The organism is Paenibacillus sp. SC116 (genome assembly GCF_024733555.1).
GTDB lineage: Bacteria > Bacillota > Bacilli > Paenibacillales > Paenibacillaceae > Paenibacillus_B.
On the sequence record NZ_JANIOF010000002.1, the window covers coordinates 233992 to 258292 of the forward strand.

At 42.7% G+C, this 24301-nt stretch carries 18 protein-coding genes; 8 read left to right on the forward strand and 10 right to left on the reverse strand.

Annotated elements, in window-relative coordinates:
- Positions 1-62 precede the first annotated feature (62 nt).
- Positions 63-2255 carry a glycosyl hydrolase family 18 protein gene (locus tag NQ117_RS12850; protein WP_258278429.1) on the reverse strand — a complete coding sequence of 731 codons (2193 nt, stop codon included), beginning with the start codon at positions 2253-2255 and terminating at the stop codon, positions 63-65.
- Between the two features lie 316 nt (positions 2256-2571).
- Between NQ117_RS12850 and NQ117_RS12855 the strand changes: the two genes are divergently transcribed.
- From NQ117_RS12855 to NQ117_RS12865, 3 genes are all read left to right on the forward strand, one after another.
- A complete protein-coding gene (locus tag NQ117_RS12855; RefSeq protein WP_258278430.1) occupies positions 2572-3102 on the forward strand; it encodes an EF-hand domain-containing protein in 531 nt (176 codons plus the stop codon).
- Positions 3103-3176: 74 nt separating this feature from the next.
- On the forward strand, positions 3177-3554 hold the full coding sequence (locus tag NQ117_RS12860) for a PH domain-containing protein (RefSeq protein WP_258278431.1): 378 nt from the start codon (positions 3177-3179) through the stop codon (positions 3552-3554).
- Between the two features lie 205 nt (positions 3555-3759).
- Positions 3760-4698: a DMT family transporter gene (locus NQ117_RS12865; RefSeq protein ID WP_258278432.1), complete on the forward strand. Its 939-nt coding sequence runs from the start codon at positions 3760-3762 to the stop codon at positions 4696-4698.
- Positions 4699-4763: 65 nt separating this feature from the next.
- On the opposite strand, the gene NQ117_RS12870 is transcribed toward NQ117_RS12865, so the two are convergent.
- The 6 genes from NQ117_RS12870 to NQ117_RS12895 all read right to left on the reverse strand — a co-directional run bounded on the left by NQ117_RS12870 (position 4764) and on the right by NQ117_RS12895 (position 12464).
- Positions 4764-5561, reverse strand: coding sequence for a carbonic anhydrase (locus NQ117_RS12870; RefSeq protein WP_258278433.1), 798 nt, complete (start codon positions 5559-5561; stop codon positions 4764-4766).
- Between the two features lie 294 nt (positions 5562-5855).
- Positions 5856-7193: a TrkH family potassium uptake protein gene (locus NQ117_RS12875; RefSeq protein WP_375163074.1), complete on the reverse strand. Its 1338-nt coding sequence runs from the start codon at positions 7191-7193 to the stop codon at positions 5856-5858.
- Positions 7194-7358: 165 nt separating this feature from the next.
- On the reverse strand, positions 7359-8189 hold the full coding sequence (locus tag NQ117_RS12880) for a carbohydrate ABC transporter permease (RefSeq protein ID WP_258278435.1): 831 nt from the start codon (positions 8187-8189) through the stop codon (positions 7359-7361).
- Positions 8189-9070 carry a carbohydrate ABC transporter permease gene (locus tag NQ117_RS12885; protein ID WP_258278436.1) on the reverse strand — a complete coding sequence of 294 codons (882 nt, stop codon included), beginning with the start codon at positions 9068-9070 and terminating at the stop codon, positions 8189-8191. Before NQ117_RS12885 ends, NQ117_RS12880 begins: the two co-directional genes overlap by 1 nt.
- A 119-nt stretch (positions 9071-9189) precedes the next feature.
- On the reverse strand, positions 9190-10527 hold the full coding sequence (locus tag NQ117_RS12890) for an ABC transporter substrate-binding protein (RefSeq protein ID WP_258278437.1): 1338 nt from the start codon (positions 10525-10527) through the stop codon (positions 9190-9192).
- Between the two features lie 593 nt (positions 10528-11120).
- Entirely contained in the window at positions 11121-12464 is a 1344-nt protein-coding gene (locus NQ117_RS12895; protein ID WP_258278438.1) for an MFS transporter, read from the reverse strand.
- A gap of 428 nt (positions 12465-12892) precedes the next feature.
- On the opposite strand from NQ117_RS12895, the gene pdxR reads away from it, so the two are divergent.
- From pdxR to NQ117_RS12920, 5 genes are all read left to right on the forward strand, one after another.
- Positions 12893-14326 (forward strand): MocR-like pyridoxine biosynthesis transcription factor PdxR, encoded by a 1434-nt coding sequence (pdxR, locus tag NQ117_RS12900; protein WP_258278439.1) that lies wholly within the window; start codon positions 12893-12895, stop codon positions 14324-14326.
- Between the two features lie 148 nt (positions 14327-14474).
- Positions 14475-17234: a response regulator gene (locus NQ117_RS12905; RefSeq protein ID WP_258278440.1), complete on the forward strand. Its 2760-nt coding sequence runs from the start codon at positions 14475-14477 to the stop codon at positions 17232-17234.
- Between the two features lie 204 nt (positions 17235-17438).
- On the forward strand, positions 17439-17930 hold the full coding sequence (locus NQ117_RS12910; protein ID WP_258278441.1) for a MarR family winged helix-turn-helix transcriptional regulator: 492 nt from the start codon (positions 17439-17441) through the stop codon (positions 17928-17930).
- A gap of 46 nt (positions 17931-17976) precedes the next feature.
- On the forward strand, positions 17977-19707 hold the full coding sequence (locus tag NQ117_RS12915; RefSeq protein ID WP_258278442.1) for an ABC transporter ATP-binding protein: 1731 nt from the start codon (positions 17977-17979) through the stop codon (positions 19705-19707).
- Positions 19704-21575: an ABC transporter ATP-binding protein gene (locus tag NQ117_RS12920; RefSeq protein ID WP_309137876.1), complete on the forward strand. Its 1872-nt coding sequence runs from the start codon at positions 19704-19706 to the stop codon at positions 21573-21575. The genes NQ117_RS12915 and NQ117_RS12920 overlap by 4 nt, the downstream gene beginning before the upstream one ends.
- Positions 21576-21670: 95 nt before the next feature.
- On the opposite strand, the gene NQ117_RS12925 is transcribed toward NQ117_RS12920, so the two are convergent.
- The 3 genes from NQ117_RS12925 to NQ117_RS12935 form a co-directional block, all read right to left on the reverse strand.
- Positions 21671-22537, reverse strand: coding sequence for a hypothetical protein (locus tag NQ117_RS12925; protein ID WP_258278443.1), 867 nt, complete (start codon positions 22535-22537; stop codon positions 21671-21673).
- On the reverse strand, positions 22534-23103 hold the full coding sequence (locus tag NQ117_RS12930) for a hypothetical protein (RefSeq protein ID WP_258278444.1): 570 nt from the start codon (positions 23101-23103) through the stop codon (positions 22534-22536). Before NQ117_RS12930 ends, NQ117_RS12925 begins: the two co-directional genes overlap by 4 nt.
- A gap of 80 nt (positions 23104-23183) precedes the next feature.
- Positions 23184-23867 carry a hypothetical protein gene (locus tag NQ117_RS12935; protein WP_258278445.1) on the reverse strand — a complete coding sequence of 228 codons (684 nt, stop codon included), beginning with the start codon at positions 23865-23867 and terminating at the stop codon, positions 23184-23186.
- Positions 23868-24301 lie beyond the last annotated feature (434 nt).

A 24301-nucleotide genomic window follows, 5' to 3' on the forward strand; every position in this document is an offset into this window, starting at 1 on the left:
CGGGCAGTTGTAGGATCTGCCTGGCCTGCTAACTTAACAAAGAAGGAAAGATTCATTTACGATTAATACTGAATGCCGTATCTTACTCCATTTATGGTTAAGCTGTAATTCGTTGGACCAGAGAGAGGCAGGAAGAATGCCATCTGAATCAATTTTGTCTGGCCTGGTTGAATGGTTTCATAATCGGGTATTGTCATCGTAACGCGATGGAAGTCCCCTTGCAGGCCGCCAATATTTGGTCCTGTATGGCCTGGAGTGACTGTAATCGGATAGCCGTTCCAGTTTTCTACTTTGCCAGGTGCTGACGTAGGGATATCGAACTGTAGTACTGATCCACCTGGGATGACAGCATTTGTGTTATTTGTTAGAGCAAGTTTAGGTGCTACTGGGAAGTTGTTTCCGCCCATCGGGAATTGGATCAACTCTGCCTTCACATTGAGCATACTTGCCGGTGGTGGCAATGTTCCTGGGTTGGCATTACTGTAAGGAGCAGCCGTCTTGAACTTGTTGTGAATAAGTCTTGTTAGGCTAGAGCCCATAAAATATTCGCCTTGGCCGTTATTGCGCTGAGGATAGAAATCATAGTCCCCTGAGAGCTCCCAGATCATAATTCCGCCGATACCTTTTTGGATGACGTAATCTGCTTTAGCAGTAATCGATTGCGCATCTTCAGTAGAGAGGAACACATTCTTTTGTGGGTTCCACAACCAAGAGGCAACTAGCGTACTATCATAGTGTTTATTATAGGTCCCTACGATTTGCGCCTGAGGGAGTCCGAACAGATTCAAATAAGAGCCGCGAATTTCGTTTTCGAGGTTCATCGCATGCCACATTGGACTGTAGCCTCCAGGTGTTTCAAGACCATTTACTTTATCATGCCAAATATTATCGATGCCGATAGCGCCATCTCCACATTTAAACTCACCCGGCATGCAGTTCATCGTTGCAGCTTTGCCCCACAGTCCATTTGTACCGCCTTGGACGTTTTTAAAGCCGCGTGTATAGTAGGGAACTCCAATATTAATTCGTCCTGCTTGCATCATGCCGCGCATATAGTGGTAAGCCCAGTCCGTATTTAAATGTCCCATCCCTAAGTAATCTGGTGACGTGTACATGCCTGCTGCAGCAAGCTCACCATCTTTACCATCATCGAATAGGGCAGCATTTGGACCTACAAATTCATTCCATGAACCGTGCAGATCGTAAGACATAATGTTCACATAGTCGAGGTATTTCAATACTTGCGAAGTTTCCATACCGCGAAGTAGATAGCTAGAAGCTGGGGAAGCTATAGTTAGCATATAGTATTTCCCATCTTGAACGGACGCTTGATCCAGTTTGGTGCGCAGCACCTTCATCATCTCCACATAGCTTGCATTAAGGCCGGCACGACGTGGTGTAGAAGCTGCCCAGTCTAGTGGATTGCCTGCTTGTTCCATTGTAGTAGGGTATTCATAGTCGATATCTGCACCATCGAATCCATATTGGCGAAGAAAAGTAACAACAGAGTTAGTAAACGTGTTAATGCCTGCGTGGTTGATCGTTCCGTCTGCATTTGTTGTCATCGAGTAAAAGCCACCCGAATTGACACGGTTGCCTGAAGCATCAGGATATCCCCCAGTTTCAGCCCAACCGCCAATTGATACCAATGTTTTGACACCAGGGTGCTGCTTTTTAAACTTGTTTAGGAGATTGAAATGTCCTTTATAAGGATATGCTGGGTCCATTGCTGCTGCGGGTTCGTTGGGCCATTGCATGCCTATCGATTTATTGGTGGGGCTCATTGCTCCAACGGATACTTGATTGCTGCTATCGATAAAAGCGAAGGCGTAGTTGATATGTGTGATGTTGCTCCATGGAATATCGTTTACAAGGTATTTAGGTTTACCGTCTGTTCCTGTTCTCCAGTCTGAAAAGTAACCAATAATGCGGCGTTTGGAATCATTGGGCAGCTTTTCACGACCATTGCTGTCATAGATTGTACAGTATGGGATTCCTTGTACGCCAGAGTCGTACAAGCCTGCTGGGCGACATGCTTGGTTAGGATTCGTGATAGGATTGTTTGCTGGTGTTGCCGATTGAGAAATATCCATATTTGTAGAAAGAGAAGGAGGCTGATTCGTAGTTGCATGTAGGACTGGTGCTTTTGCTGAAGCCGGGGTCAGTGTTGTTGTGAATAAACTGATAGCGAGTAACAAGCTTGCACTCAGAAGGAAAAACTTCTTAACTCTATTCTGTTTTCCAAACGTCGACAAAATAATCAACTCCTTAAAAATAGTATTTTGTTCCCTGTTAATCAAATATATAAAGCGCTTACAATTATAATGTTGAACTTATCTTAATAGAAATAGAGCGCAATGATCAAGAGTGAGGAAGCAACTATTTATGATAGAGTTATCGCTATACCCGTTCATATACTAGATGGCAGATATTCTACAGTTCACTAGAGTAATTTGCTGTAGATGATGAAATCTATTGCTCGTCCTATGCATCGGCGGCTATAATCGAGGTGGATTCATCGCATGGCAATATCTGGTTTGTTCTTTTGTAGATCGTCAGGAGGGCGTAAAGGTGCTAGTTTTTATACAAAAACACGTATTTGAAACACTGGATGATGAACGTTTATTAATTGTATGCAATGAGCCTATTGCCCATCAGGTAGATAAAAAGATGGTGCGAATATCAACGGATATTTTCTATACTTTGACGGAAGGACAGCGTTCTCTGTTCTTGTTTCAGACCTTCGCTAGACATTTAGGACAGCAAGGTGTATACGGATGGTTTTGTCATTTAGAATATTTATTTGCACATGGACCGTTCTGGAACGTAGTTGATGTTTACATACGCCGAGTAGCTGGGGAACATTCGGCCGAATTTTTTATACAGTTAAAGGATTTGCGAGATAGAATGGCAGAGATATCGCTTCGGAATGGCAGAAAAGTCTGTGATTATTTCGGCGAGCATATGTCGGATTATCCGGATTTACAGCATGAGCTGGAAGAGCTGGATCAGACTGTGACGGCACTGTTTCCGGAGCTCCGTGCTGCCATTGCCAAGGACATTCGTAAGCACCCGGAGCAATTTGTGATGTGGCACCATTAATTATAGGAATGTTCTAAGTCGTTTCCATTATATACTAGGTACGAGACAACTTAGTTATTCGAGGAGGAAGAGGCATGGGTATTTTTGATGGAATTATGGGCAATGCATCTGAGGTGAATTTGGAAGAAGCGAATCGGGAGTATGCAAGTATTCTATCCCATTCTGAGTCAATCGAAAAGGCATATAAGCTGATTCGTGATATGTTCCTATTCACGAACAAGCGCCTCATTTTAGTAGATAAGCAAGGTATTACGGGGAAGAAAGTTGAATACCGTTCGATCCCGTATAAGAGCATTGTTCATTTCAGCATTGAAACAGCGGGCAGCTTCGATATGGATGCTGAGCTAAAGATTTGGGTGTCTGGGAGCCCTACGCCGCTGCAGAAGCAGTTCAATAAGAACTTGAACATTTATGAAGTGCAGTCCGTTCTTGCGGAGTATGTGTTGAACTAGGTTAGTTGCAGTGTTAGTGTCCCGGCATTGCATAATGTCATATATACATCATTCGAAGCCCGTATTTATGGAGTTATCCATAATACGGGCTTTTTTGTCCTTCTACGGAAAACAAATAGATCAAAATGATTGGAATTAGTGGACATTTCCGTTATGATATAGGTCGGAGAGATACACAACTTGCAGACAGAAAGAAGTGTTACGAATGAAAAAATGGGGGATCTATGGCTTGCTCATCTTTGTCATGCTGGCGTGGGGATTGAACACGATCATGATGAAGGTACTAGTAGCGAACTTTATGCCGCTTACGATGACGGCTTTTCGTATTCTATTAGCGGCTGTTACAGTATTTATCATTTTATTCGCGCTTGGCAAAGTACGCAGGCTTACTAAAAAAGAATGGAAGTATGTGGCGGCTGCTTCTATGTTTAACGTTGTTGGACATCATTACTTCCTATCGCTTGGATTTACGGGCACCTCTGCTTCAAGTGCAGGACTAGTTCTTGGAACAGGTCCGCTATTGACTGCAATTATGGCCATGGTTTTCTTAGGAGCTCGAGCTACTTGGTTTAAGACGATTGGTATCATTCTTGGTTTTACTGGTGTTACTTTTATTATGTTAAAGAGCTCGGGAGATGTTAGTGGATTTTCGCTAGGAGACGTTCAGGTGTTCTTAGCGATCGTTGCCCAAGCTTTCAGTTATATTTTGATTAAAAAAGCAGCTGATACGTTAGATCCGCGTTTAATGACGGGCTACATGCTGCTTCTCGGTTCGGCTGTTCTATTCGTTATCAGCTTGATCGCAGAGCCTAATGGATTGAGCAGTATGACAGGTGCTACAGCTGATGTCTGGGTTGTTTTTGTCTTATCGGCTACCGTATCGACTGCAATCGGTCATCTCATTTATAATTATGCGGTAGGAAAAGTAGGAGCGGCTGAGTCAGCAATCTTTATGAATTTCACACCGTTCTTTGCTCTAGTTGGCTCTGTGCTATTGCTCGGAGAAACGATTACTTTGGCGCAGATTGGAGGATTCCTACTTATTATTATGGGTGTCCTGCTCGGTTCAGGAGGTTTGGAAGACTGGCTGCGTCAACGTCGCCAGCAGCAGATAGAGGTTCAAATCGCAAAGCGTTCTGGATAATATAAGAAGGGTGTCCCAAAAGTTATAGAAACTGACTTTTGGGATACCCTTTTATTTTTTAAACATTAATCATGTTCATAAATGACGCGGTCATGCACAGGTTGAACAGGACGGCTGTTGTTCGGGAAGATAGCTTGGAATGCTTTCAATTGGTTGGATGACATGGTAATAGGATCGTCAAGCACAGTCCACTTAATTCCCTCGCTGCACGAAGGTGTCGTCAAAGAACCATCATAACGGAATGCATCTTTGTCGCTGGGTAGCAGTTGATTGATATCAATCGTTTTCGCTAACTTGATGTCTGTTTTCGTTTCCTTTTTAGGCAGCTTCGACCACATTTCACTTAGTGCTGTAGAAGCCTTTCCTTCTTTAATAAGGATGCCAAGCACAGCCAGCTGTCCGTCTGCACTTTTATGGACGAAGTGGACTTCGAGTGGAGATGCTTTGCCATTAATAGTGTGTTCGCTAGGTGTATGGAAATGAAATTGGAGCAGGTAATAGGCTTTGCCATCGATAAGAAGTGTATTGTCTGTAGAGGTAGCATTAGCTTGGATGGTGTGACCGTTATTGGCGATGGTGAATAGTGCTGGTTTGTACTTTACCGAAAACCCTTTGTCGTTGGCATGTTCAGTCGTTTCATCTGTGTCAATGTTGATCGGTGATTGCTGCTTGCCTACTTTGCATATTTGATAAGCTTCGTTCAAGTCTCCCCAATGTTCGGGTCCAGTAGATCCTTCATAAGACCAGTGTGCGCCCGATCCAGCTGCAATTGCAGGTTGAGAAATCGGGGCAGGTGTGAATACTGTTAACGCTAAGCCTAAGCTTAGCAATAATGTAGAGCTTGTCCATTTGTGATTCAACATAAATTCTCTCCTTTGTTTTAAACGAATAAAGTGAATGAGATTTCTTGATTTTGCATGTTAGAATGAACCACCACCCTGTCATAGATATGATCAGAAGATAAACCGAATAGGCTAGATTGACAAGTAGGAAAATTGTTATCTAAAAATAGTTACTTACCAGTGCATGTACATGATACGTTTATTGGAGCCACGACTCATCAGTCCATTTTTCCACATAGATAAGCGAAAAACCGCTCCACTACAACAAAAGCTGCAATGAAACGGTTTATTATTTTAGAAAGCAGTCATGTTATTTTAACCGATCATAATCTTTCCTTCTGGATAGCGGTACAATGACTGTTCGCGGCGGGTGCCAAGTGCGTAAGCCAGAGTCATTGGTCCGAGACGTCCGATAAACATAGCGAAGCACAGTACGATTTTACCGAATTCAGACATTTGCTCTGTAACGCCCATAGACAAGCCTACCGTTGCAACAGCCGAGGTCGTATCGAACAGAATAGCTAGGAATGGCTGATCTTCGGTAATGGCTAACAGCATGGCTACAGATAGCACCATAAAGATCGCTAAGAAGATGATCGTTAGTGTCTTAAGAATAAGATCTTTGGAAAGGCGATTGCGGAACAATACGACATCTTCACGGCCTCTCATCATTGCCCATACAGCTGCGATAAGAATAGCAAAGGTCGTCGTTTTAATTCCGCCCCCGGCAGAACCTGGCGAACCGCCAATGAACATGAGAATGATCATAAAGAACTGTGTAACTTGATTCATATTTGTAATATCGACCGTTGTCGTCCCTGAAGAACGCGTCGAGATCGATTGGAACATCGTTGAATATAGCTTGCCTTCTAGCGACATATTTTTGAGCGTGTGTGGATTCGACCATTCGAACAGTAGAATAAAGATAGCTCCTACAGCGATCAAAATGCCTGTAACTGAGAGTACTACTTTTGAATGCAGCGATAGTTTGCGCAAACGCGGATAGTCATACAGCTCAGCAAGTACGATAAAGCCCAAACTACCCGAAATGACGAGAATAAAGGCAATTAAGTTGAAGAGCAAGTCATCTGCGTAATTTTGAAAACTATTGCCGAATAGATCAAAGCCACCGTTATTAAACAACGATACGCTATGAAATACGCCATAGTATAAAGCTTGTCCAGCGGACATTTCTGGCATCCAATGCAGAGCCAGAATGAGTGCGGCAACGGTTTGAATGACGAACACGAATATAATGGTACGTCTAATGATGCGCACAATTCCTTCCATACTGCCTGCATTCATCGTTTCTTGCAGGATTAACCGCTCACGAAGCGAAATACGCTTGCCGAGCATCAAATATACGAGCATCGCTACGGTCATAAAGCCGATTCCGCCTAGTTGAACGAGTAACATAATAATCGTTTCTCCAAAGACGGTGAACGTTGCACCAGTATCTACTACGGTAAGCCCTGTGACACAAATCGCTGAAGTAGCGGTAAAGAATGCATCTATCCAAGTAATGTGGAGTCCTTCATGTACCGCGATTGGCAGCTTTAAGAGTATAGTCCCTAGCCCGATGAGCGCGATGAATCCGAACAAGAGCACTCTAGACGGCGTCCAGGTAGTCATTTGTTTTTTTAAGTTCTTAATCATATGTGCATCCACCTCCAGCCCTCAAAACGATACTATATCTCTTCACCTTGTCTTTGTAAACCATAACAATCATGCCTTTAATCATCTTGCCACAAAAAAAGCCATCCCAACCTTATCGTTGAGATGACTTTATGTATAATACACAATTAAATTTAGCTGATATTAGCCTTTCACGCTTCCTGCCGTAACACCTTCAATGATCTTCTTCTGCAAGACGCTGTAAATGAGTATGACAGGGACAATGCTTATCGTTATCGCAGCGGTTAATGCGCCATAGTTCATATTGTACTGATCGACAAAGGATTTGACCGCGACAGGGAGCGTACGCGATGCCTCATTAGAAATGAACAAGTTCGCCATAACGAATTCGTTCCAGTTGCCGATAAAGTTCAAAATAAATACAGTAACTAGTGTCGGCAATGTAAGCGGAATGACGATACGGAATAGTAGACCGTATGTATTCAAGCCATCCATAACCCCTGCTTCTTCAAGTTCCAGCGGAATAGACTTCAAAAATGCCGCAATAACGAATACGGTCAAAGGAATACCAAATGCAGAGTAAGGGATAATGAGTGCCAATGGCGTATCGTAAATGCCGAAGTCATTAATCATTTTGTACAAAGGAATGAGCAGTGATGCTGGCGGTATTAATAAGGATAGCAAAAGTAAGCTATAAACCGCTTTGCTGAGCGTATGGAACTTCATACGTGTTACCGCATAGGCAATCGTTGTCGACAATAAAATGGTTGCAAAGGTAGAGATCGAACTAATATACAAACTATTAATAAAGTAGCTGTCAATATGAGAATTGGACATTGCCTCAATATAATTTTCCAATGAGAAGCTGACTGGTAAGCCCCATGGGTCATCGAATATTTCACTGTTATCTTTGAAAGAAGACGTAATTATAAAGAACAGCGGGTAGATGACGAGCAACGCATAAATGACGAGAATAATGTGAGATACAAAGTTGATTGAACGTGATTGCTTCATCAGTAGTCTACCTCCGTCCGCTTGTTGATCAGGTGATATACTAACGCCAATATTGCTGTGAATATCGTAATAATAATGGCGATCGCATTCGCATAACCGAAATCACTTAAGGAATAAGCTTGTTTATACATGTACGTAGCCATTACTTCTGTAGAATGGAATGGCCCGCCATTTGTCATAATCATAACAATATCCATCGCTTTCATTGCGCCTGTAATGGATAGCAGCATCGTAACGACAATAACGGGACGAATAAGCGGTATCGTGAGCAGCCATGCTTTCCGCCAACCGACAGCTCCATCAATCTCGCCAGCCTCCAGCATTTCTTTGGGGATGGAAAATATGGCTGCCAGCACGAGGACGATGTAGAAGCCTGTCCATTGCCAACCATTCGTAACGAGGATCGAGAACATCGCTGTCGTTTTGTCTCCGAGCCATATTTTCGCCCAAGATTCAAGTCCGACGGAACGCAGTAGTTGATTCAAGAGTCCCGCATCTGGGGCATAAATAAACTGCCAGATAACCCCCACGGAGGCGGTAGATAGGATACTTGGCAAAAATACAGTCAGTTTGTAGAAGTCTAGCATTCTTCTTACACTGCTGATCATAACAGATACGACTACGATGACAGGTACTTGGATAAAGACAGAGAACAATACGAAATAAATGTTATTCCAGAAAGCTACCCAGAACTTTTCATCTTGCATTGCTTTTTGGAAATTATCTAGTCCCGTGTATACGGGGTCGTTAATGCCATTCCACTCCGTAACGGAATATTGCAAGGAATTAAAGAGCGGTACCAAATAGAACGTTATGTACAAGGCTAAGGCAGGGACGACAAACATGGCAAATGCCACAAGGTTGCGCTGTATTTTATTCATGGCTCATCTCCTAAGTCCTTATGACCCTCTAATGGGCAAAGACCGGGTACTGCAATGTAAATTGCAGCCCCGATCTGCCGTTAGAGGTTCTAATTGGTTCTCGTGTATAAACGATTACCTTATTTTTTGTTAGCCGATTCTTGTACTTCTTGAAGACGTTTCGCAGCATCTTCAGGAGAGATTTGTCCGCCTAGAACTTCCTGAATCGTACTTTCCAACGTAACTTTGACTTCTTGTTGGACAACGGCATCAAATGCAGGGAATGCGCCTTTAGAAGAAGCTTGCTGCTCACCGATTGACTTTGTCAGCTCGTTAGCGCCAGACAAGTCTGTAACGCCCTTCATGGAAGGAATACGGCTCGTTTCTACAATTCCACGTGTTTGATTTTCAACGGTATAGAAGTTCTTGATGAATGTTTTTACTGCTTTCAACTCGTGCTCTTTCAAATTCGCGGAGAAGCCATAACCGTTAGACCAGCCGCCGTTAATAAAACCATCTCCGCCTCCGCCTACATTAGGCATACGGAAGAATCCAGCATCATTGGCTACTTTGGAATCTTCACCTGTAATCGCACTAACTGCCCAGCTGCCGTCAAACAACATAGCCGCTTTACCTGTGTAGAAGTTAGCTTGACCTTGAGAATATTTTAGTCCAAGGACGTTCGGATCGATGAAGCCCTTGTCTTTCAAATCTACTATGCGCTTAAATGCTTCAACGACAGGGGCATCTGTCCATTTGGACGTTCCTGCTAAGAAGCCCTCTTGAATTTCTGGTCCACCTAGGCCAACGAACAAGTTGTTAAGAAGCATGTTTGCAGACCATCCATCACCGCCGCCTGCTCCGAGTGCAATTGGCGTGATGCCTTTCGCCTTCAATGCTTCACATACTTTTAGGAACTCTTCCCATGTCGTAGGCACTTGAACGCCTGCTTCTTCAAACAGTTTGCGGTTGTAGAAGAAACCTTCTACGAAGCCGGATTCTGGCAGGCCGTACACTTTTCCGTCTACCGTAAATTCACGCAAGTTAAAGAACTGGTCAGACAAGCCCAACTCCTCCAGAATTGGAGTTAAGTTAAGCAGTCGTCCTGCTTTTGCATAGTTTTTAGTGTCAGCGCCACCGAACAAGTTGAAGATAGGCGGTTGGTTGTTGTTTTGCATTTCCGCTTTCAACTTGACGTCACGGTTGACTGTATCTTCAACACCGTCCAGCTTGAAGCTCAAGCCCGGTATTTCTTCCTCAGTTTTCTTCACTACATCTTCAAGAATTTTGAGCGTCTTAGCAGCTGTAGCTCTTACGTTAATATGTCTGAGGGTAAGTGAGAGCTCCTCAGCAGCTGGATCACCTGAAGCGCCATTTCCTGAGTCTGCTGGCTTTTTCTCGCCGCCATTACCGCAGCCTGCAAGGGCAAGGGTGAAAACCATCATTGTAACTAGTAACAAGTTCAAACTTTTTTTCATCCGATAACACTCCCATTTAAGAATTTATTATTTATTTGCTTAAGCTAAATAAGGGGTTCCCTTCTTAGGTGCTAGAGCTAGGAGATATTCATCAATCGAATAGGTTCGTTCTTCTGTTACAGATACTTTATTACTTGTTTCATGCTAATACGTTACCGATAAGACGCGGCAAAGTTTTAAGGTATACCCGCTCAAAGAGGGGCACCACCTCCTTAAATGAATAGAGTTGAGAAACAGTTTGTTATGTAGGTAGGTGTGAAGGTCATGGTGAGTAAGTCATGGTAAGAATGATAGAAATGATTTGAAAAGGTAGGTATTACGGGAGAATTTCTAGATGTCTATTAGGTTTCCATTTTTAATTGTTCTCATTGTATAAAGTTTTGGTTACGCTTACAACAACTTTGTTGATAAATAGTAAAATAATTTGCATATCGACATTATTCGACAAGCGCAGTGATGTACAGCTGATTTCGGGTTGGATAGGTATTGCCTCATTTATACATATGTTTAAGCGATATAATTATGCTGAAAAATGAAAGAAAGAGAGCGCTATCGCTCTCTTTCTTAAGCTATTGCGCACAGCGAAACGTTGTTTAGTTGAGCACTTGGGATTCATTTTTCGTTTGCTTAGATTCTCGAAACACGTAGTAAAACAAGCCAGCGGCAGTAATATATAGGATTCCTGTAATACAGAATGTAACTGCATAGCCCCAATATGTACCGTAGGTTTTTAATATTGCGGATTGCACGGGACCCATCGTTGCCCAACCGAGCATAAAAGCAGTCTGCGTAAACGAGTTAGCAATTCCACGCCGTGCATCCGAGATTCGTTCCACCATTAAGGCAGACTGGATCGGATTAGCTGCATTCATCAGCGCCTGACGGAACAGGAAGCTGAAGGCGGCGATGGTGAACATCGTTGTGAAGCCTGTTAGTAATAGAAACGGTAAGGATAGCAGTTGAAAAATAACGACGGCTCGTACTTGCCCCACTCTGGCAACAAGTGTAGGGCCAATTAGCATGGAGACAATCGTCATAATTTGCCCTAATGAAACGAGTAGCCCGACCGCTGTCAGTGATACTGCAAATCGATCAGTAAAATACATATTTAAATAGGGAATAACCAAGCCTGAACCGAGGCCGACTAGCAGTTGGGCCGTTGTGAATTGACTGATGTTGATCCAATCGCTTCGCTTCGTCTGCTCAGGAGTTAAGACAGCAGCGGTCGTCGGGATAGATAATGAAGAATCATCTCCGTCAGATGATACATAGCTATCCTTCTCAACGAGCTTTGGTTGTGGACGAAGCCTAACTTCTGCTGTTTCCTTCTTTTTCTCTTTAATAAAGAGAAGCGGGAGGAAAGAAGCAACAGTGGCAGCGCCGCCAAGCATAAGGACAGTCTGCAAGCTATCAATTTTGCTCCAGCCGATTGCTTGCAGCATATCGGCACCATATCCACCAGCGATACTACCGACCACCTGTGCAGCAAGCACCCCTGAAAAGTGAATGCTAAACAGCGATAATCGCTCCGACTTACTCACATTTTCAGCTAAAAATGGAATGGCGATAACTTGATAAAAAGAAATAAATAAACCTGTGATGACCGCATAGGTCTGCAAGCTAAGAGGATCTTCTGCATAAGAGCGCCCCATAAAGCTAAGTCCGGTCAGCAGAGCGCCGATAATAAGAATATGTTTGCGGCTTAGCCGATCGCCTGCCAAGCCAATGGGAATGAACATGCATGCCGTTGCTAGTGATTGAATGCTGACGATACTGCCATTCATGTCAGCTCCGTAACCAAGCGCTTGTATGTATAAGTTGTACAGCACCATAAACATGCCGCTTCCGAACTGATAAAGCATATTGGAAAGGAAAAAAAGCTTAATATTGCGATTCCATCGCTTCACATCATTTCTTGCCTGATGCCACCAGCCCATAGTTGTATGATCCTCCGACAGTTATCGTTACGTAATTAGTAACTATGTATATTGTAACAGTAGTTTTTTTGGCATGGAAAGGTAAAAAAGAAGCCCTACAGTGTGAAAAGCTCCAAATCGGCTGATATTGCTTAAGAAATATCAATACGACGGAGAATATATCCTTTTCGCTTGTGAAAGCTATATCTTTATCGTGTATGGTGTCCCCCTTAAAGCAGCATAGTAGATGTATGTGATATGATAGATACATGTAGATAATCTTTTACTTCATGGATAGAGGATTATTTGGTTGGTTTTTAGTATACGAAGATCTGACCCTAATTGTTAGGGTCAATTTCGGTTTTTATAGTAGGGTCAATAATACATGGAAGGGAAGAATGCATTCGTTTTACGAAATAATAGGCGAATAAGTTCAGGAGGTACCTTTTATGTTAGAGCTGATGGTAGATTTGCGCCGTGATCGCAATATTCCCTATTACGTTCAGCTGTATCAGCATATTCGAGATGAGATTACATATGGACATCTGCCTGCGGGAACTCGACTGCCTGCCATTCGTCAACTGTCTGAACATTTGCACATTAGTAGAAACACAGTTGAAGCCGCTTATATGCAATTGACCGCAGAAGGATATACAGAGAGTCGAGCACGAAGTGGTTTGTACGTAGTAGATCTGGAGCAGGATTACTTGCTTTCCGAGCAGAAAGCTAGGGCAGAGCAAATGAAAGAACAATTACGCGAACCGCTTTCTTTGAACAGGCCAGATACTACGAGTAAGATACGGATTGATTTTCGCAATGGCTCAACAGATATGCGTTATTTTCCTTACTCCGTATGGAATCGGATTTCTCTACAGACGATGCAGGCAAACACAAAAGCGCTGACCAGAGAGGGTGATCCCCAAGGAGAGTATGGATTGCGCCTCCAGTTAGCTAGTTACTTGCGGTATTCACGGGGTGTGAAATGCAGGCCTGAACAGATCGTTATGGGTGTTGGCATTCAACAGTTAACGACCTTGCTCTGTCAGTTAATTGGCGGCGATCATCGTGAAGTCGCGATGGAGGAGCCGGGCTATAATGGGGTTAAGTCAGCATTTGTTCATCAGAACTATCAGATTACCCCTATCTTACTCCAAGAAGATGGAATTGATGTAGATGCAATTAAGCAATCTGAGGCTAAGCTTGTGTTCGTTACCCCCTCGCATCAGTTCCCATTAGGCATGATTATGTCTGTTAATAAGCGCTTGAAGTTGTTGCAATGGGCGGCTGAGCAGCAGGCTCTTATTATAGAAGATGATTATGACAGTGAATTCCGCTATCAAGGCTGCTTAATCCCTGCGCTTCAGGGGCTGGATAAAACAGATAGTGTTGTATATATGGGTACCTTCTCCAAAGCTCTGTTGTATGGCATTAGCATGAGCTATATGGTACTTCCCGAACGCTTTGTACCCATTTTCCGAGAGCGGGTAAGCGAATTAGAGCCTACCGTTTCTACGATTCATACGCATACACTGGAACGATTTATGGCAGAAGGTCATTGGGAGAAACATCTGCGCAAAATGAAAAAGGTGTATCAGAAGAAACATGCGCTGCTCGTCGAGTGCATTCACCGTTATTTTGGGAGGAAGGCATCTGTTATCGGTCACCGATCGGGTCTTCATGTCGTGTTAGAAGTACATAGCGATTATACCGAAGAAGATCTTATTCAGCTTGCGGCCAACCAAGGCGTGCGCGTTTATGGAACATCTCGCTTCTGGATAAACCGGGAACGGAGCCAAGCAACGAGACTGCTGATTGGATTTGGAGGACTGACAGAACGAGAAATTGAAGAAGGCGTTCGCTTGCTGCATGAGGCATGGTTCTAAATTAAGGATTATTCCTACTCTTGTAAAAATTATCTCAATTTATCTCATTTTAAGGCGATTACAGGTATAATCATACGTGACCTTATTCTAAAGGTATTCATGTACGCACAGATTGACCCTATTACAGGTAGTTAGGAGGGGCTATTTTTTGCATAAATTAAAAATGACAATACGTCAGAAGATTTTGCTAGGCTATGTCTTAGTTTTAGTGTTTTTACTTATTTCTATTGTAGGCGTGAATGTACAAGTTAGTTCGATCAAAAATGAAACGGATAACATCGTTAATAACGATATGAAAGTTCATTTATTGAGCCATAAAGTAGAGAAGCATATGCTCGATCTGGAGACAGGATTAAGGGGCTATTTACTCTCAGATGATGGTTCTTACTTGGAGCCCTATACCTTTGCGTTGAGTCAATGGGAGAAAGATTGGGAACAGCTCTATAATCTCGTGGCTTCAGATCCGCAGCAAGTAGAGCGGCTTCATTCGATTCATTCGATGTTTAAGAGTTGGATTGAAGAGTTCGGTGAACCGTTGCTTGCACAGCCTGCAAATCAACGACAGAGTGCGTTCAATGATTTGCTTCAGGAAAATATGACAGGCAAGCGTTATGTAGACCAGCTGCGCAAACACTTTGTTGATTTTCAAACGGAGGAGCAGCGAATTACACAGGAGCGGGTCAATGAATTAGAGAAGCAAAGCAACATATTGGAATGGGGAATGTATGCTCTATTCATTATTCTTACGGTGGTATCTCTCGGTACGGGCGTTATCATTTCTCGTTCAATCGTGACGATGCTCAAAGAAGTAACCACAACGATTGATTACATTTCTTCCAAAAAGGGAGACTACACGGATCGACTTCAAGCAGAAACCAATGATGAGATTGGAGAACTGGCGACAGCGACGAATCAGCTTATTGATACACATGCGGAACAGAACTGGATTCAGTCTAGTTTGGCCGAAGTGATGGAGATGTATCAAGAGGTAGAGGATATGCAGACGTTGGCTAAGACGTTCATTACAAAAATGTCTGAACTAACCGGTTCTTCCTATGGAGTGATGTATACGAGAGTCGGAAGACGTGCGCATTCACGTTATGTTAAGGCATCGTGCTATGCAGGAGCTCAATCAGATGTAGGTGTTGCATCCTTTTCTATAGGAGAAGGGCTTGCTGGTCAAGCTGTTGCTGATCATCGACTAATGGTTATTCATGATGTACCCGATGATTACATCAAGGTGTCGTCTGCCCTTGGACAGAGCAAACCGCGTAGTATTCTTATTGCACCGATTGAGTATGAGCGTGAAATCATTGCTGTGCTTGAGCTTGCTACGGTGGATGTATTCCAACCTAAGCAGTTGAAGCTGGTGGAAAGTATCATCTCTTCCTTTGGTGGAACGATTAATAGCGTCGAAAGTAGGATGGAGATCGAGCGCTTGCTGCAAGAAGCACAAGCTATGGCCGAGGAGTTGCAGTCCCAATCGGAGGAGCTGCAAATGCAGCAGGAAGAGCTGCGCATGACCAATGAGCAGCTTGAGGAGCAGAATCGCAATGCCGTACAGAAGTCGAATGAACTGGAGCAGATTCGAATCGAATTGGAGCAGTATGCGTTGCAGTTGGAGAGAAGCTCCCAGTATAAATCGGAGTTTCTAGCAAATATGTCTCACGAACTTCGGACTCCGCTGAATAGCATGCTTATCTTGTCTCAGATGCTTCATGAGAACCAGGAAGGACACTTGTCTACAGAGGAGCAGGAGTATGCTCGTGTTATTCATACAGCTGGTACCGATTTGTTGAATCTGATCAATGATATCCTCGATTTATCGAAGGTTGAGGCAGGTAAGCTCGATATTTTCATCGAAGCAATGTGTCCATTAGAGCTTGGCGATAATATGAGAGCTCAGTTTACAGCTATGGCAGAGCAGAAAAACCTCTCCTTCCAAGTGAATATCGATCATTCTTCTGCACCTAAAGTGGTGTATTCGGATGAACAGCGACTGACTCAGATTGTGCGCAATTTGCTTTCCAACGCATTTAAGTTTACTTCGCAGGGCTCTGTTGAGCTTCATTTGCGAGGCTTGGATGATGAAGAGTGTAAGAAAGTGGTACAGGCAGGAGTGCGAGCTGATTTATCATCATGGCTAGCCATTGAAGTAACGGATACAGGTATTGGTATCGAAGCAGATAAGCAGGCCATGATATTCGATGCATTCCGTCAAGCGGATGGCAACACGAATCGTAAATATGGCGGAACAGGATTGGGTCTATCTATTTGTCGCGAGCTATGCCGTTTATTAAGCGGTATAATCGAGGTAAGCAGCGTTCATGGTGAAGGAAGCAAGTTCACCGTATACATTCCTTCTTTGACGGATGCTGAGGCTGGCAAGGCTGTACAACAAGAGTTGAACTATCATCAGGCTGCTGCTGCAATGGAGACGCCTCTTCGTCCTCAACATTATTCTAACAAAGAAGAGGATGCTTCCCGTGATAGCCACAGCGGTAACAGCGAGCATACGGGTAGAGCCTACTTGTTCCAAGGTAAACGCATCCTTGTCGTCGATGATGATGTGCGAAATGTATTTGCATTGATGAATCGATTGGAAAAGGAAGGCGTTGAGGTCATTACAGCCCATGACGGTAAGGAAGCGCTGGATGAACTTCATAGGAATAAACAGGTGGATCTAATTCTTATGGACATCATGATGCCTGTGATGGATGGGTACGAGGCCATGTCGCGTATTCGACAAATGCATGGCTATGATGATGTGCCTATTATTGCGTTGACAGCCAAGGCAATGAAACAGGATCGAGAGAAATGTCTGGATGCTGGCGCTTCTGATTATATAAGCAAGCCGCTTAATATGGAGCAGTTATTCTCGCTTATGCAGGTGTGGCTGACGAACTAAATAAACGTAAATAACCTCCAATCTACGGATTATCTTGAGATTTGGGGGTTATTTCGTATGTTTTTCTTTGGATTTGACAATGGAATTGGTGTGGTCATATAATTAGGTAACCTAATAGATAGGCGACCTAATTAATTAGTTATTTATCTAATAATAACGTAATTACTTGAAGAAGTTAAAGAATAGAGAACTGGGGTGGCAATCATGTCTAGTGAAAAGGGAAATGAGTCGAGGAGAGATGAAGTATCACAGAAGTTAATGAGGTCATTTCGGCAATTTCAGCGTGCGGAATGGCAGCAGCAAACGTCAGATGGGCAGAAGCGCAGCGATATGACGGTGCTGTTCTGTATCCAAAAGACGCAGCTTGAAGGAGAGAAGGCGATGCGGGTATCCGATATAAGCCAGCTGCTTCAGGTTACATCTCCAACCATTACTCAGATTATTAATCGATTGGAAGAGAGTGGTTGGGTTGAGCGATATATGGACCCGGAGGATCGCAGGGTAGTTCGTGTGAAGCTGACCTCTGATGGAGAGCAAATCGCAGCAGAGGCTAAGAAGAGATTTATGGAGTCGTTCAATGGGCTTCTTGATCATCTTGGTTTAGTAGATAGCGAGCGCCTTGCCGAGCTATTAATGAAGGTGTTTGACTACTACCAGCAAGAAAATGCCGAGCGCAAGAATTGTATGGATAAGTAAGACAAACAGTAAGAGAAATGGATTTTGAAGTAGGGGATGGATCATTATGATGAAGCTGATTCGCTTTTTGAAGGCTTATCGTCTTCCGACAGCAATCGTACTCGCACTCGTCTTTATACAAACGTTATCAGAGCTGTATTTGCCAACGTTAATGGCAGATATTGTGGATACAGGCATTGTTACGGGTGATGTTAATTATATTTGGAAAATGGGCGGCTTGATGCTCCTGATTGCTGGAGGTGGCATGCTTTGTGCCATTGGGGCCAGTTATTGGTCATCCAAAGTAGCAGTTGGGTTCGGTAAAGATTTACGTGCCCATGTATTTCGGCATGTAGAGAACTTCTCTTTGCAGGAGTTCGACAAAGTGGGGACGTCGTCTCTGATTACGCGTACAACCAACGATATTAACCAGGTTCAGCAAGTGTTGGTTATGATCCTGCGCATTATGGTGATGGCGCCTATTATGTGTATCGGTGGACTTATTATGGCGGTATCCAAAGACGGTCCGCTTACCATGGTACTGGCTGTTGGATTGCCGCTGTTGGCGCTTGTTATCTTCTTCATTGCTCGCAAAGGTATTCCGCTGTTCAAAGCGATGCAGGTGAAGCTTGATAAGCTCAACCTTGTCGTACGTGAAGGGCTGATAGGTATTCGCGTTGTTCGTGCCTTCAATCGTGTCGAGCATGAGCAGAAGCGCTTTGAAGAGGCTAGCCGTGACTTGACGGATACAGGGATCAAAGTCAACCGTATTATGGCTTTGCTTATGCCAGTTATGATGTTAGTTATGAACTTGACGACCATCGCAATTATTGCTTTCGGCAGTCTTCGTATTGAGAGTGGAAGTATGCAGGTCGGAGATTTGATGGCCTTTATTCAATATGCAATGCAAATTATGTTCTCGCTCGTTATGCTTTCGCTTGTGTTCGTGTTAATCCCTCGTGCGTCTGCTTCCGCAGCTCGTATTAATGAAGTGCTTGATATGAAGCCAGAGCTAACAGATGCAGAACAGCCTAAGTCTGCGGATGTAGGTAAGAAGGGATATTTGGAGTTTGATCAGGTTACATTCCGTTACCCTGGTGCAGAAGAAGCTGCACTTAGTGACATTAGTTTTCAAGCTCGCCCAGGTGAGATTACTGCAATAATTGGTGGTACAGGATCTGGTAAGTCTACCTTGATGAACTTAATTCCTCGTTTCTATGATGTAAGCGAAGGGGCTATCCGCTTGAGTGGTGTCGATGTCCGTGAGCTAGAACAGGGAGATTTACGGCATAAGATTGGTCTCGTCCCACAAAAAGCAGTGCTATTTTCAGGTACAGTTGCTGAAAATATTCGCCACGGTAAAGACGATGCTACAGATGAAGAAGTACGTCATGCGGCTGCAGTTGCCCAGGCAGCTGATTTCATTGAAGCAATGGGTGACGGCTATGAAACGATGGTGTCTCAGGGCGGAACGAACTTGTCAGGGGGTCAAAAGCAGCGCTTGTCTATCGCGAGAGCGCTAGTACGTCGACCTGACGTGTATTTGTTTGATGACAGCTTCTCTGCATTGGACTTCAAGACGGACGCCATGCTGCGTGCTGCTTTGAAGCAAGAGACAAAAGAAGCGACACTCATTATTATTGCTCAGCGAGTTAGTACGGTTATGGATGCTGATCAAATCATTGTTTTGAATGACGGTAAAATCGCAAGCATCGGTACGCATCAAGAGTTGCTTAAATCAAGCGAAGTATATCAGGAGATTGTAGCATCCCAGCTTACAGAGGAGGAGATCGCATGAGTCAGCAAAAAGAACGATCCCCTCAAGGACATCAAGGTTCGAAAGGCCCTATGGGACCTGGCATGGCTGTTCCTGGTGAGAAGGCAAAGGACTTTAAAGGTACACTGCGTCGTTTGCTTAGTTATTTGAAACCGAGTAGAACGTCGCTTATTATCGTCTTCTTTATGGCTGTATTGGGAACTTTGTTCTCGATTGTCAGTCCGAAGATTATGGGTAATGCCACTACGAAATTGTTCGAAGGGCTTATGAATATGATGAATGGGGTTCCTGGTGCAGGAATCGACTTTGATTACATTTGGAACATTCTAATGATTCTTGTTGTGCTGTATGTGTTTAGTGCCTTGTTTATGTATGTTCAGCAGTATGTGATGGCAGGAATTGCTCAGCGAGTCGTGTACGATTTGCGTGAACAAATAAATCGTAAGCTGGCAAGATTGCCACTATCCTATTATGACAAACAGCCGCATGGCGAGATGCTTAGTCGGGTTACGAATGACGTAGATAATATTAGTACAACCTTGCAGCAGAGCTTGTCGCAATTGATTACATCGGTAATTACGATTATCGGTATTATCATTATGATGCTTACGATTAGTCCGCTGTTAACCTTAATCACGTTGGTAACATTGCCGCTCAGTGTTATCGCAACGAAGAAAATTGCGGGCCGCTCACAGCAGCATTTTAAAAACCAACAGGATTCATTGGGTGAATTGAATGCTCACGTTGAGGAAATGTACACGGGTCATCAAATTGTGAAGGCATTTGGCCGTGAAGAGAAGTCGCTTCAGAAGTTTGATGAGGTGAACGATCGCCTATACGATGCCGGATGGCGCGCGCAATTTATGTCCGGTATGATTATGCCTTTAATGAGTTTCGTCAGCAATATTGGATATGTCCTTGTCTGTGTCGTTGGTGGTGTGCTCGTAACAAATCGTACGATTCAAATTGGTGATATTCAAGCCTTTATTCAATATACTCGACAGTTCTCACAGCCCTTGGCTCAAGCAGCAAACATTGCGAACTTGATTCAATCGACGATCGCTTCAGCAGAGCGCGTATTCGAGGTGTTAGATGAAGAAGAAGAGCGTCCTGATTCCGATAAAGTGAAGCAGTTGGAAGCGCCACGCGGGGCTATCGTCTTCGATCACGTACAGTTCGGTTACAAGCCGGATGCATTGTTGATGACGGATATGAACGTGCAGGTGCAACCAGGTCAGACGGTTGCTATTGTCGGTCCTACGGGAGCAGGCAAGACAACCTTGATTAACTTGCTCATGCGCTTCTATGAGCTTAACGGTGGACAGATTACGATTGATGGCGTACCTATCCATGAAATGAAGCGTGCAGATTTACGCGGCTTGTTCGGTATGGTATTGCAGGATACGTGGCTGTTCAATGGTACAATCCGTGACAATATTGCGTATGGCCGTGTAGGCGCTTCTGAGGATGAGATTATCCGAGCAGCGAAGGCGGCGCATGCTGACCACTTTATTCGTACGTTGCCAGAGGGTTATGATACGGTGTTGAATGAAGAAGCTTCGAACATTTCCCAAGGTCAAAAGCAGCTTCTTACCATTGCGCGTGCAATCCTTGCTGATCCGAGAATATTGATTCTGGACGAAGCGACCAGCAGCGTTGATACGCGTACAGAAGTTCATATCCAGAAGGCGATGAACACGTTAATGGAAGGCAGAACAAGCTTCGTTATTGCTCACCGACTGTCCACGATTCGTGATGCAGATCTCATCCTTGTTATGAACAAGGGTAGTGTGATCGAGCAGGGTACGCACGAACAATTATTGGAGCGAGACGGTTTCTATGCGGGCTTGTACAACAGCCAGTTTGCAGATGAAGGTCAAGCTGTATAAAGTGATATGTTGCAATAAAAAACCCCCTGGTTCGCTGTACAGCCAACTAGGGGGTTTTATGCATTTGTTACATGCATTTGTATATCTTTTATGTACTATGAGTCATATAATTCACCAAATCCAGCTAGAGTAGTTACGACATCAGGGGAGGTGTCATGAGTTGTGAATCTGATATAAACATCCGTTGCCGTTTGTTTATCACCATAAACATGCTCTTGATACGCCTTTCCTTTTTTAGTGCCAATAATATCTGTATAGCCCCAAGTATCATCTGACCACCAATTACTTTCAACAATTTCATACTTGATCATAGGCTCGTAACTATCGCCTTTATCATTATATTGTTGAAGATTTAACAGAACCTTGAGTGAAGGTGCGTTAATAGAAAACCCTGAACATTTCGAATCAAATGTTCTACCATCAACACGCCCCCAGAAATTCCATTTGCAACTAGCATTGCTTACTGCGGCAAAAGCAGCTCGGGGCATTGCTACATTACCTTCATTTATAAGGGAATATCCCGGTTTCTCATCAATAGATTGTTTCGATATATTTACCTTCCATCCGAACTGAGAATTTTTTAGTACAAATGGAATATTAGACACACCACTGTTTTCAAATCTTAATTCTACTAAATACTGATGTGTTTCGCCATCTAAGGGGTTGGAATTGATTATTTGATAGGATATAGGTTTTTTGCTTGAATTATCTAATGTTTGCTCGTATAGAGCTTCTTTTTGATAATCATTTGAGTAGCGTGCATCATTGGATAGAGAGGATAGTGTATTGAAATCTCCCCGAACTGCAGATTCTAGATATTGTGTAATGGCAGTATCAGGGCTAGAAATCATCGTTTCTCTAAGAGAAGAATTGTGCGCTGGATCAATGATGGAAGCGTTAGCTGCAGTAGCTGAGAGAAGCATCGTAAATACAAATAGCATAAGTACTCTGATCTTTTTCAATTTTGTGACACTCCTCTAGTGTGAATAATATCAAAGCTCTTATCGATTTTAAATTTCATAGACTCAGTTTGAATATTGAAGCCATACTCCTGCATTTTATTAATATAGTGATTGGCGGAATTTAAAAGAGCGATTATAATTTCTTCATCATTTGCAGTAAAAGTGTATATGACTTTGTTATCGTTTACTTCGTCGAATCTAAGTGAAATACTTGATTTATGGGATCCCAATGGTTTCATTTCTAATACTGTAGGATTAACCCCAAACATAGCTTTTGAGTTGCCTTCAGTCAGGTAATAGAAAATCATATTAATATATGAGCTCCAAACTTTCATTCCCCATGCTTTATAACCAATTAGGAAGGTGTCATTATATTTAATTGTAACTAACGAGTTGAATTTATCTTCGCCATACATAGGCTTTTTTAATAAGTTCAACATATCTGTTTCTTGTTCTATATTTACAAAACATTTTTCAGGATAAGTTTCATAAATAGACCCTGTACACGAGCCGAGTTGTAAAATTTCTTCATGAGGTAAGACCAGATAAGATTCAATTTTATACATGACAAGTTCCTTTCTTCACGGATGTAGCTCAATAGCAAGTTTTGTATGGCACTTGCTATTGAGCCCAAAGAATATATTAATTATTCAGAATCAGCAACATTCCAACCTAAAGGATAGCACGTGATAACATCTAAATCTTTATCAAGAACAACTCGATATTTATCACCGTTCCAAGTGCCATCAATTGCCGTATTTTCTTTACTCAAAGAAGCCAATACAGCCTTGTTTTTGTTTGCAGCGCTTTCATTTACAACCGTGTTAACGATGGTTACGATATCACCGATTGAAGTACTGTCTATAAAGAAAGAATTATATTCTCCATAACCTAGTCCAGTCCAGTATTTAGGATGATGTTTAGACAAAATATGTTCCATGCCATAACCTGAATTTCCGAATTCGAAATTAATCGTTTTATTTTTCCCCTGTACACTTATTTCAGCTACATTGTAGCTATAGTTTGCCCACATTGGTACATCAAAATGGTTATTTATTGCACTTTCTACTATGGCTTCTGTTACTCTATCATATGTTTTTTTAGTCCCATATGCCAAAGCGGCAGCTCTCATAACAATGATAATTAAAGGTGCAGCAGCTACAGGTTGTGATTCGAATTTTAATTCACTAACCAAGGAGAAAGCGTTGTCATTTTGATTTACAACTTGTTGTTCGACGGGAGCAGCCGCAGCCGCATTAAGAGATGGGATTAAAACTGTGAACAACATGGAGAAAAGAAGAGATGTAGTGAGGAATTTCTTTAGATTCATCGGGTGTACTCCTTCGTTGTAAGTGGTTTTTTGTGTTATTTTCAGGATAAATTGGCCAAATATTCTGAACACTTTTAGAATAACATCGTTTGAAAAATAGTCAATAAGTTCCTGTGTAATTTTTTTGAAATTAATAATTTGTGAGGTATTTATAAATATTTTTTTGCATAAAAATTCAAAATTAGTAGACTTTTTTGACAATTAATTCTTTTTTACAAAGAGAAAATAGTAATGATTTTTTGTTCTGAAATATTAATATTTATACATTTTTATATTTTCTTATAGGATTGTTTTCTGAAAATGAGAGTAGAAGAGGAATTATGGATTATATTGAATATCAACTCTAGATAACTGTGAAATGAAGTATGTTTATCATGGTAATAATTAAAAGAATGAAAAGTCAAAAATCTACAAGGAACAGTAGAGTAGGGGAT

What these genes read in the sequence shown, in the direction of transcription:
- NQ117_RS12870 (WP_258278433.1), bottom strand. Translation starts at nt 5,561, where the DNA reads ATGTTGAATCACAAATGGACAAGCTCTACATTATTGCTAAGCTTAGGC.
- NQ117_RS12920 (WP_309137876.1), top strand. Translation starts at nt 19,704, where the DNA reads ATGAGTCAGCAAAAAGAACGATCCCCTCAAGGACATCAAGGTTCGAAA.
- NQ117_RS12860 (WP_258278431.1), top strand. Translation starts at nt 3,177, where the DNA reads ATGGGTATTTTTGATGGAATTATGGGCAATGCATCTGAGGTGAATTTG.
- NQ117_RS12935 (WP_258278445.1), bottom strand. Translation starts at nt 23,867, where the DNA reads ATGAATCTAAAGAAATTCCTCACTACATCTCTTCTTTTCTCCATGTTG.
- NQ117_RS12885 (WP_258278436.1), bottom strand. Translation starts at nt 9,070, where the DNA reads ATGAATAAAATACAGCGCAACCTTGTGGCATTTGCCATGTTTGTCGTC.
- NQ117_RS12880 (WP_258278435.1), bottom strand. Translation starts at nt 8,189, where the DNA reads ATGAAGCAATCACGTTCAATCAACTTTGTATCTCACATTATTCTCGTC.
- NQ117_RS12930 (WP_258278444.1), bottom strand. Translation starts at nt 23,103, where the DNA reads ATGTATAAAATTGAATCTTATCTGGTCTTACCTCATGAAGAAATTTTA.
- NQ117_RS12910 (WP_258278441.1), top strand. Translation starts at nt 17,439, where the DNA reads ATGTCTAGTGAAAAGGGAAATGAGTCGAGGAGAGATGAAGTATCACAG.
- NQ117_RS12895 (WP_258278438.1), bottom strand. Translation starts at nt 12,464, where the DNA reads ATGGGCTGGTGGCATCAGGCAAGAAATGATGTGAAGCGATGGAATCGC.
- NQ117_RS12890 (WP_258278437.1), bottom strand. Translation starts at nt 10,527, where the DNA reads ATGAAAAAAAGTTTGAACTTGTTACTAGTTACAATGATGGTTTTCACC.
- pdxR (WP_258278439.1), top strand. Translation starts at nt 12,893, where the DNA reads ATGTTAGAGCTGATGGTAGATTTGCGCCGTGATCGCAATATTCCCTAT.
- NQ117_RS12865 (WP_258278432.1), top strand. Translation starts at nt 3,760, where the DNA reads ATGAAAAAATGGGGGATCTATGGCTTGCTCATCTTTGTCATGCTGGCG.
- NQ117_RS12915 (WP_258278442.1), top strand. Translation starts at nt 17,977, where the DNA reads ATGATGAAGCTGATTCGCTTTTTGAAGGCTTATCGTCTTCCGACAGCA.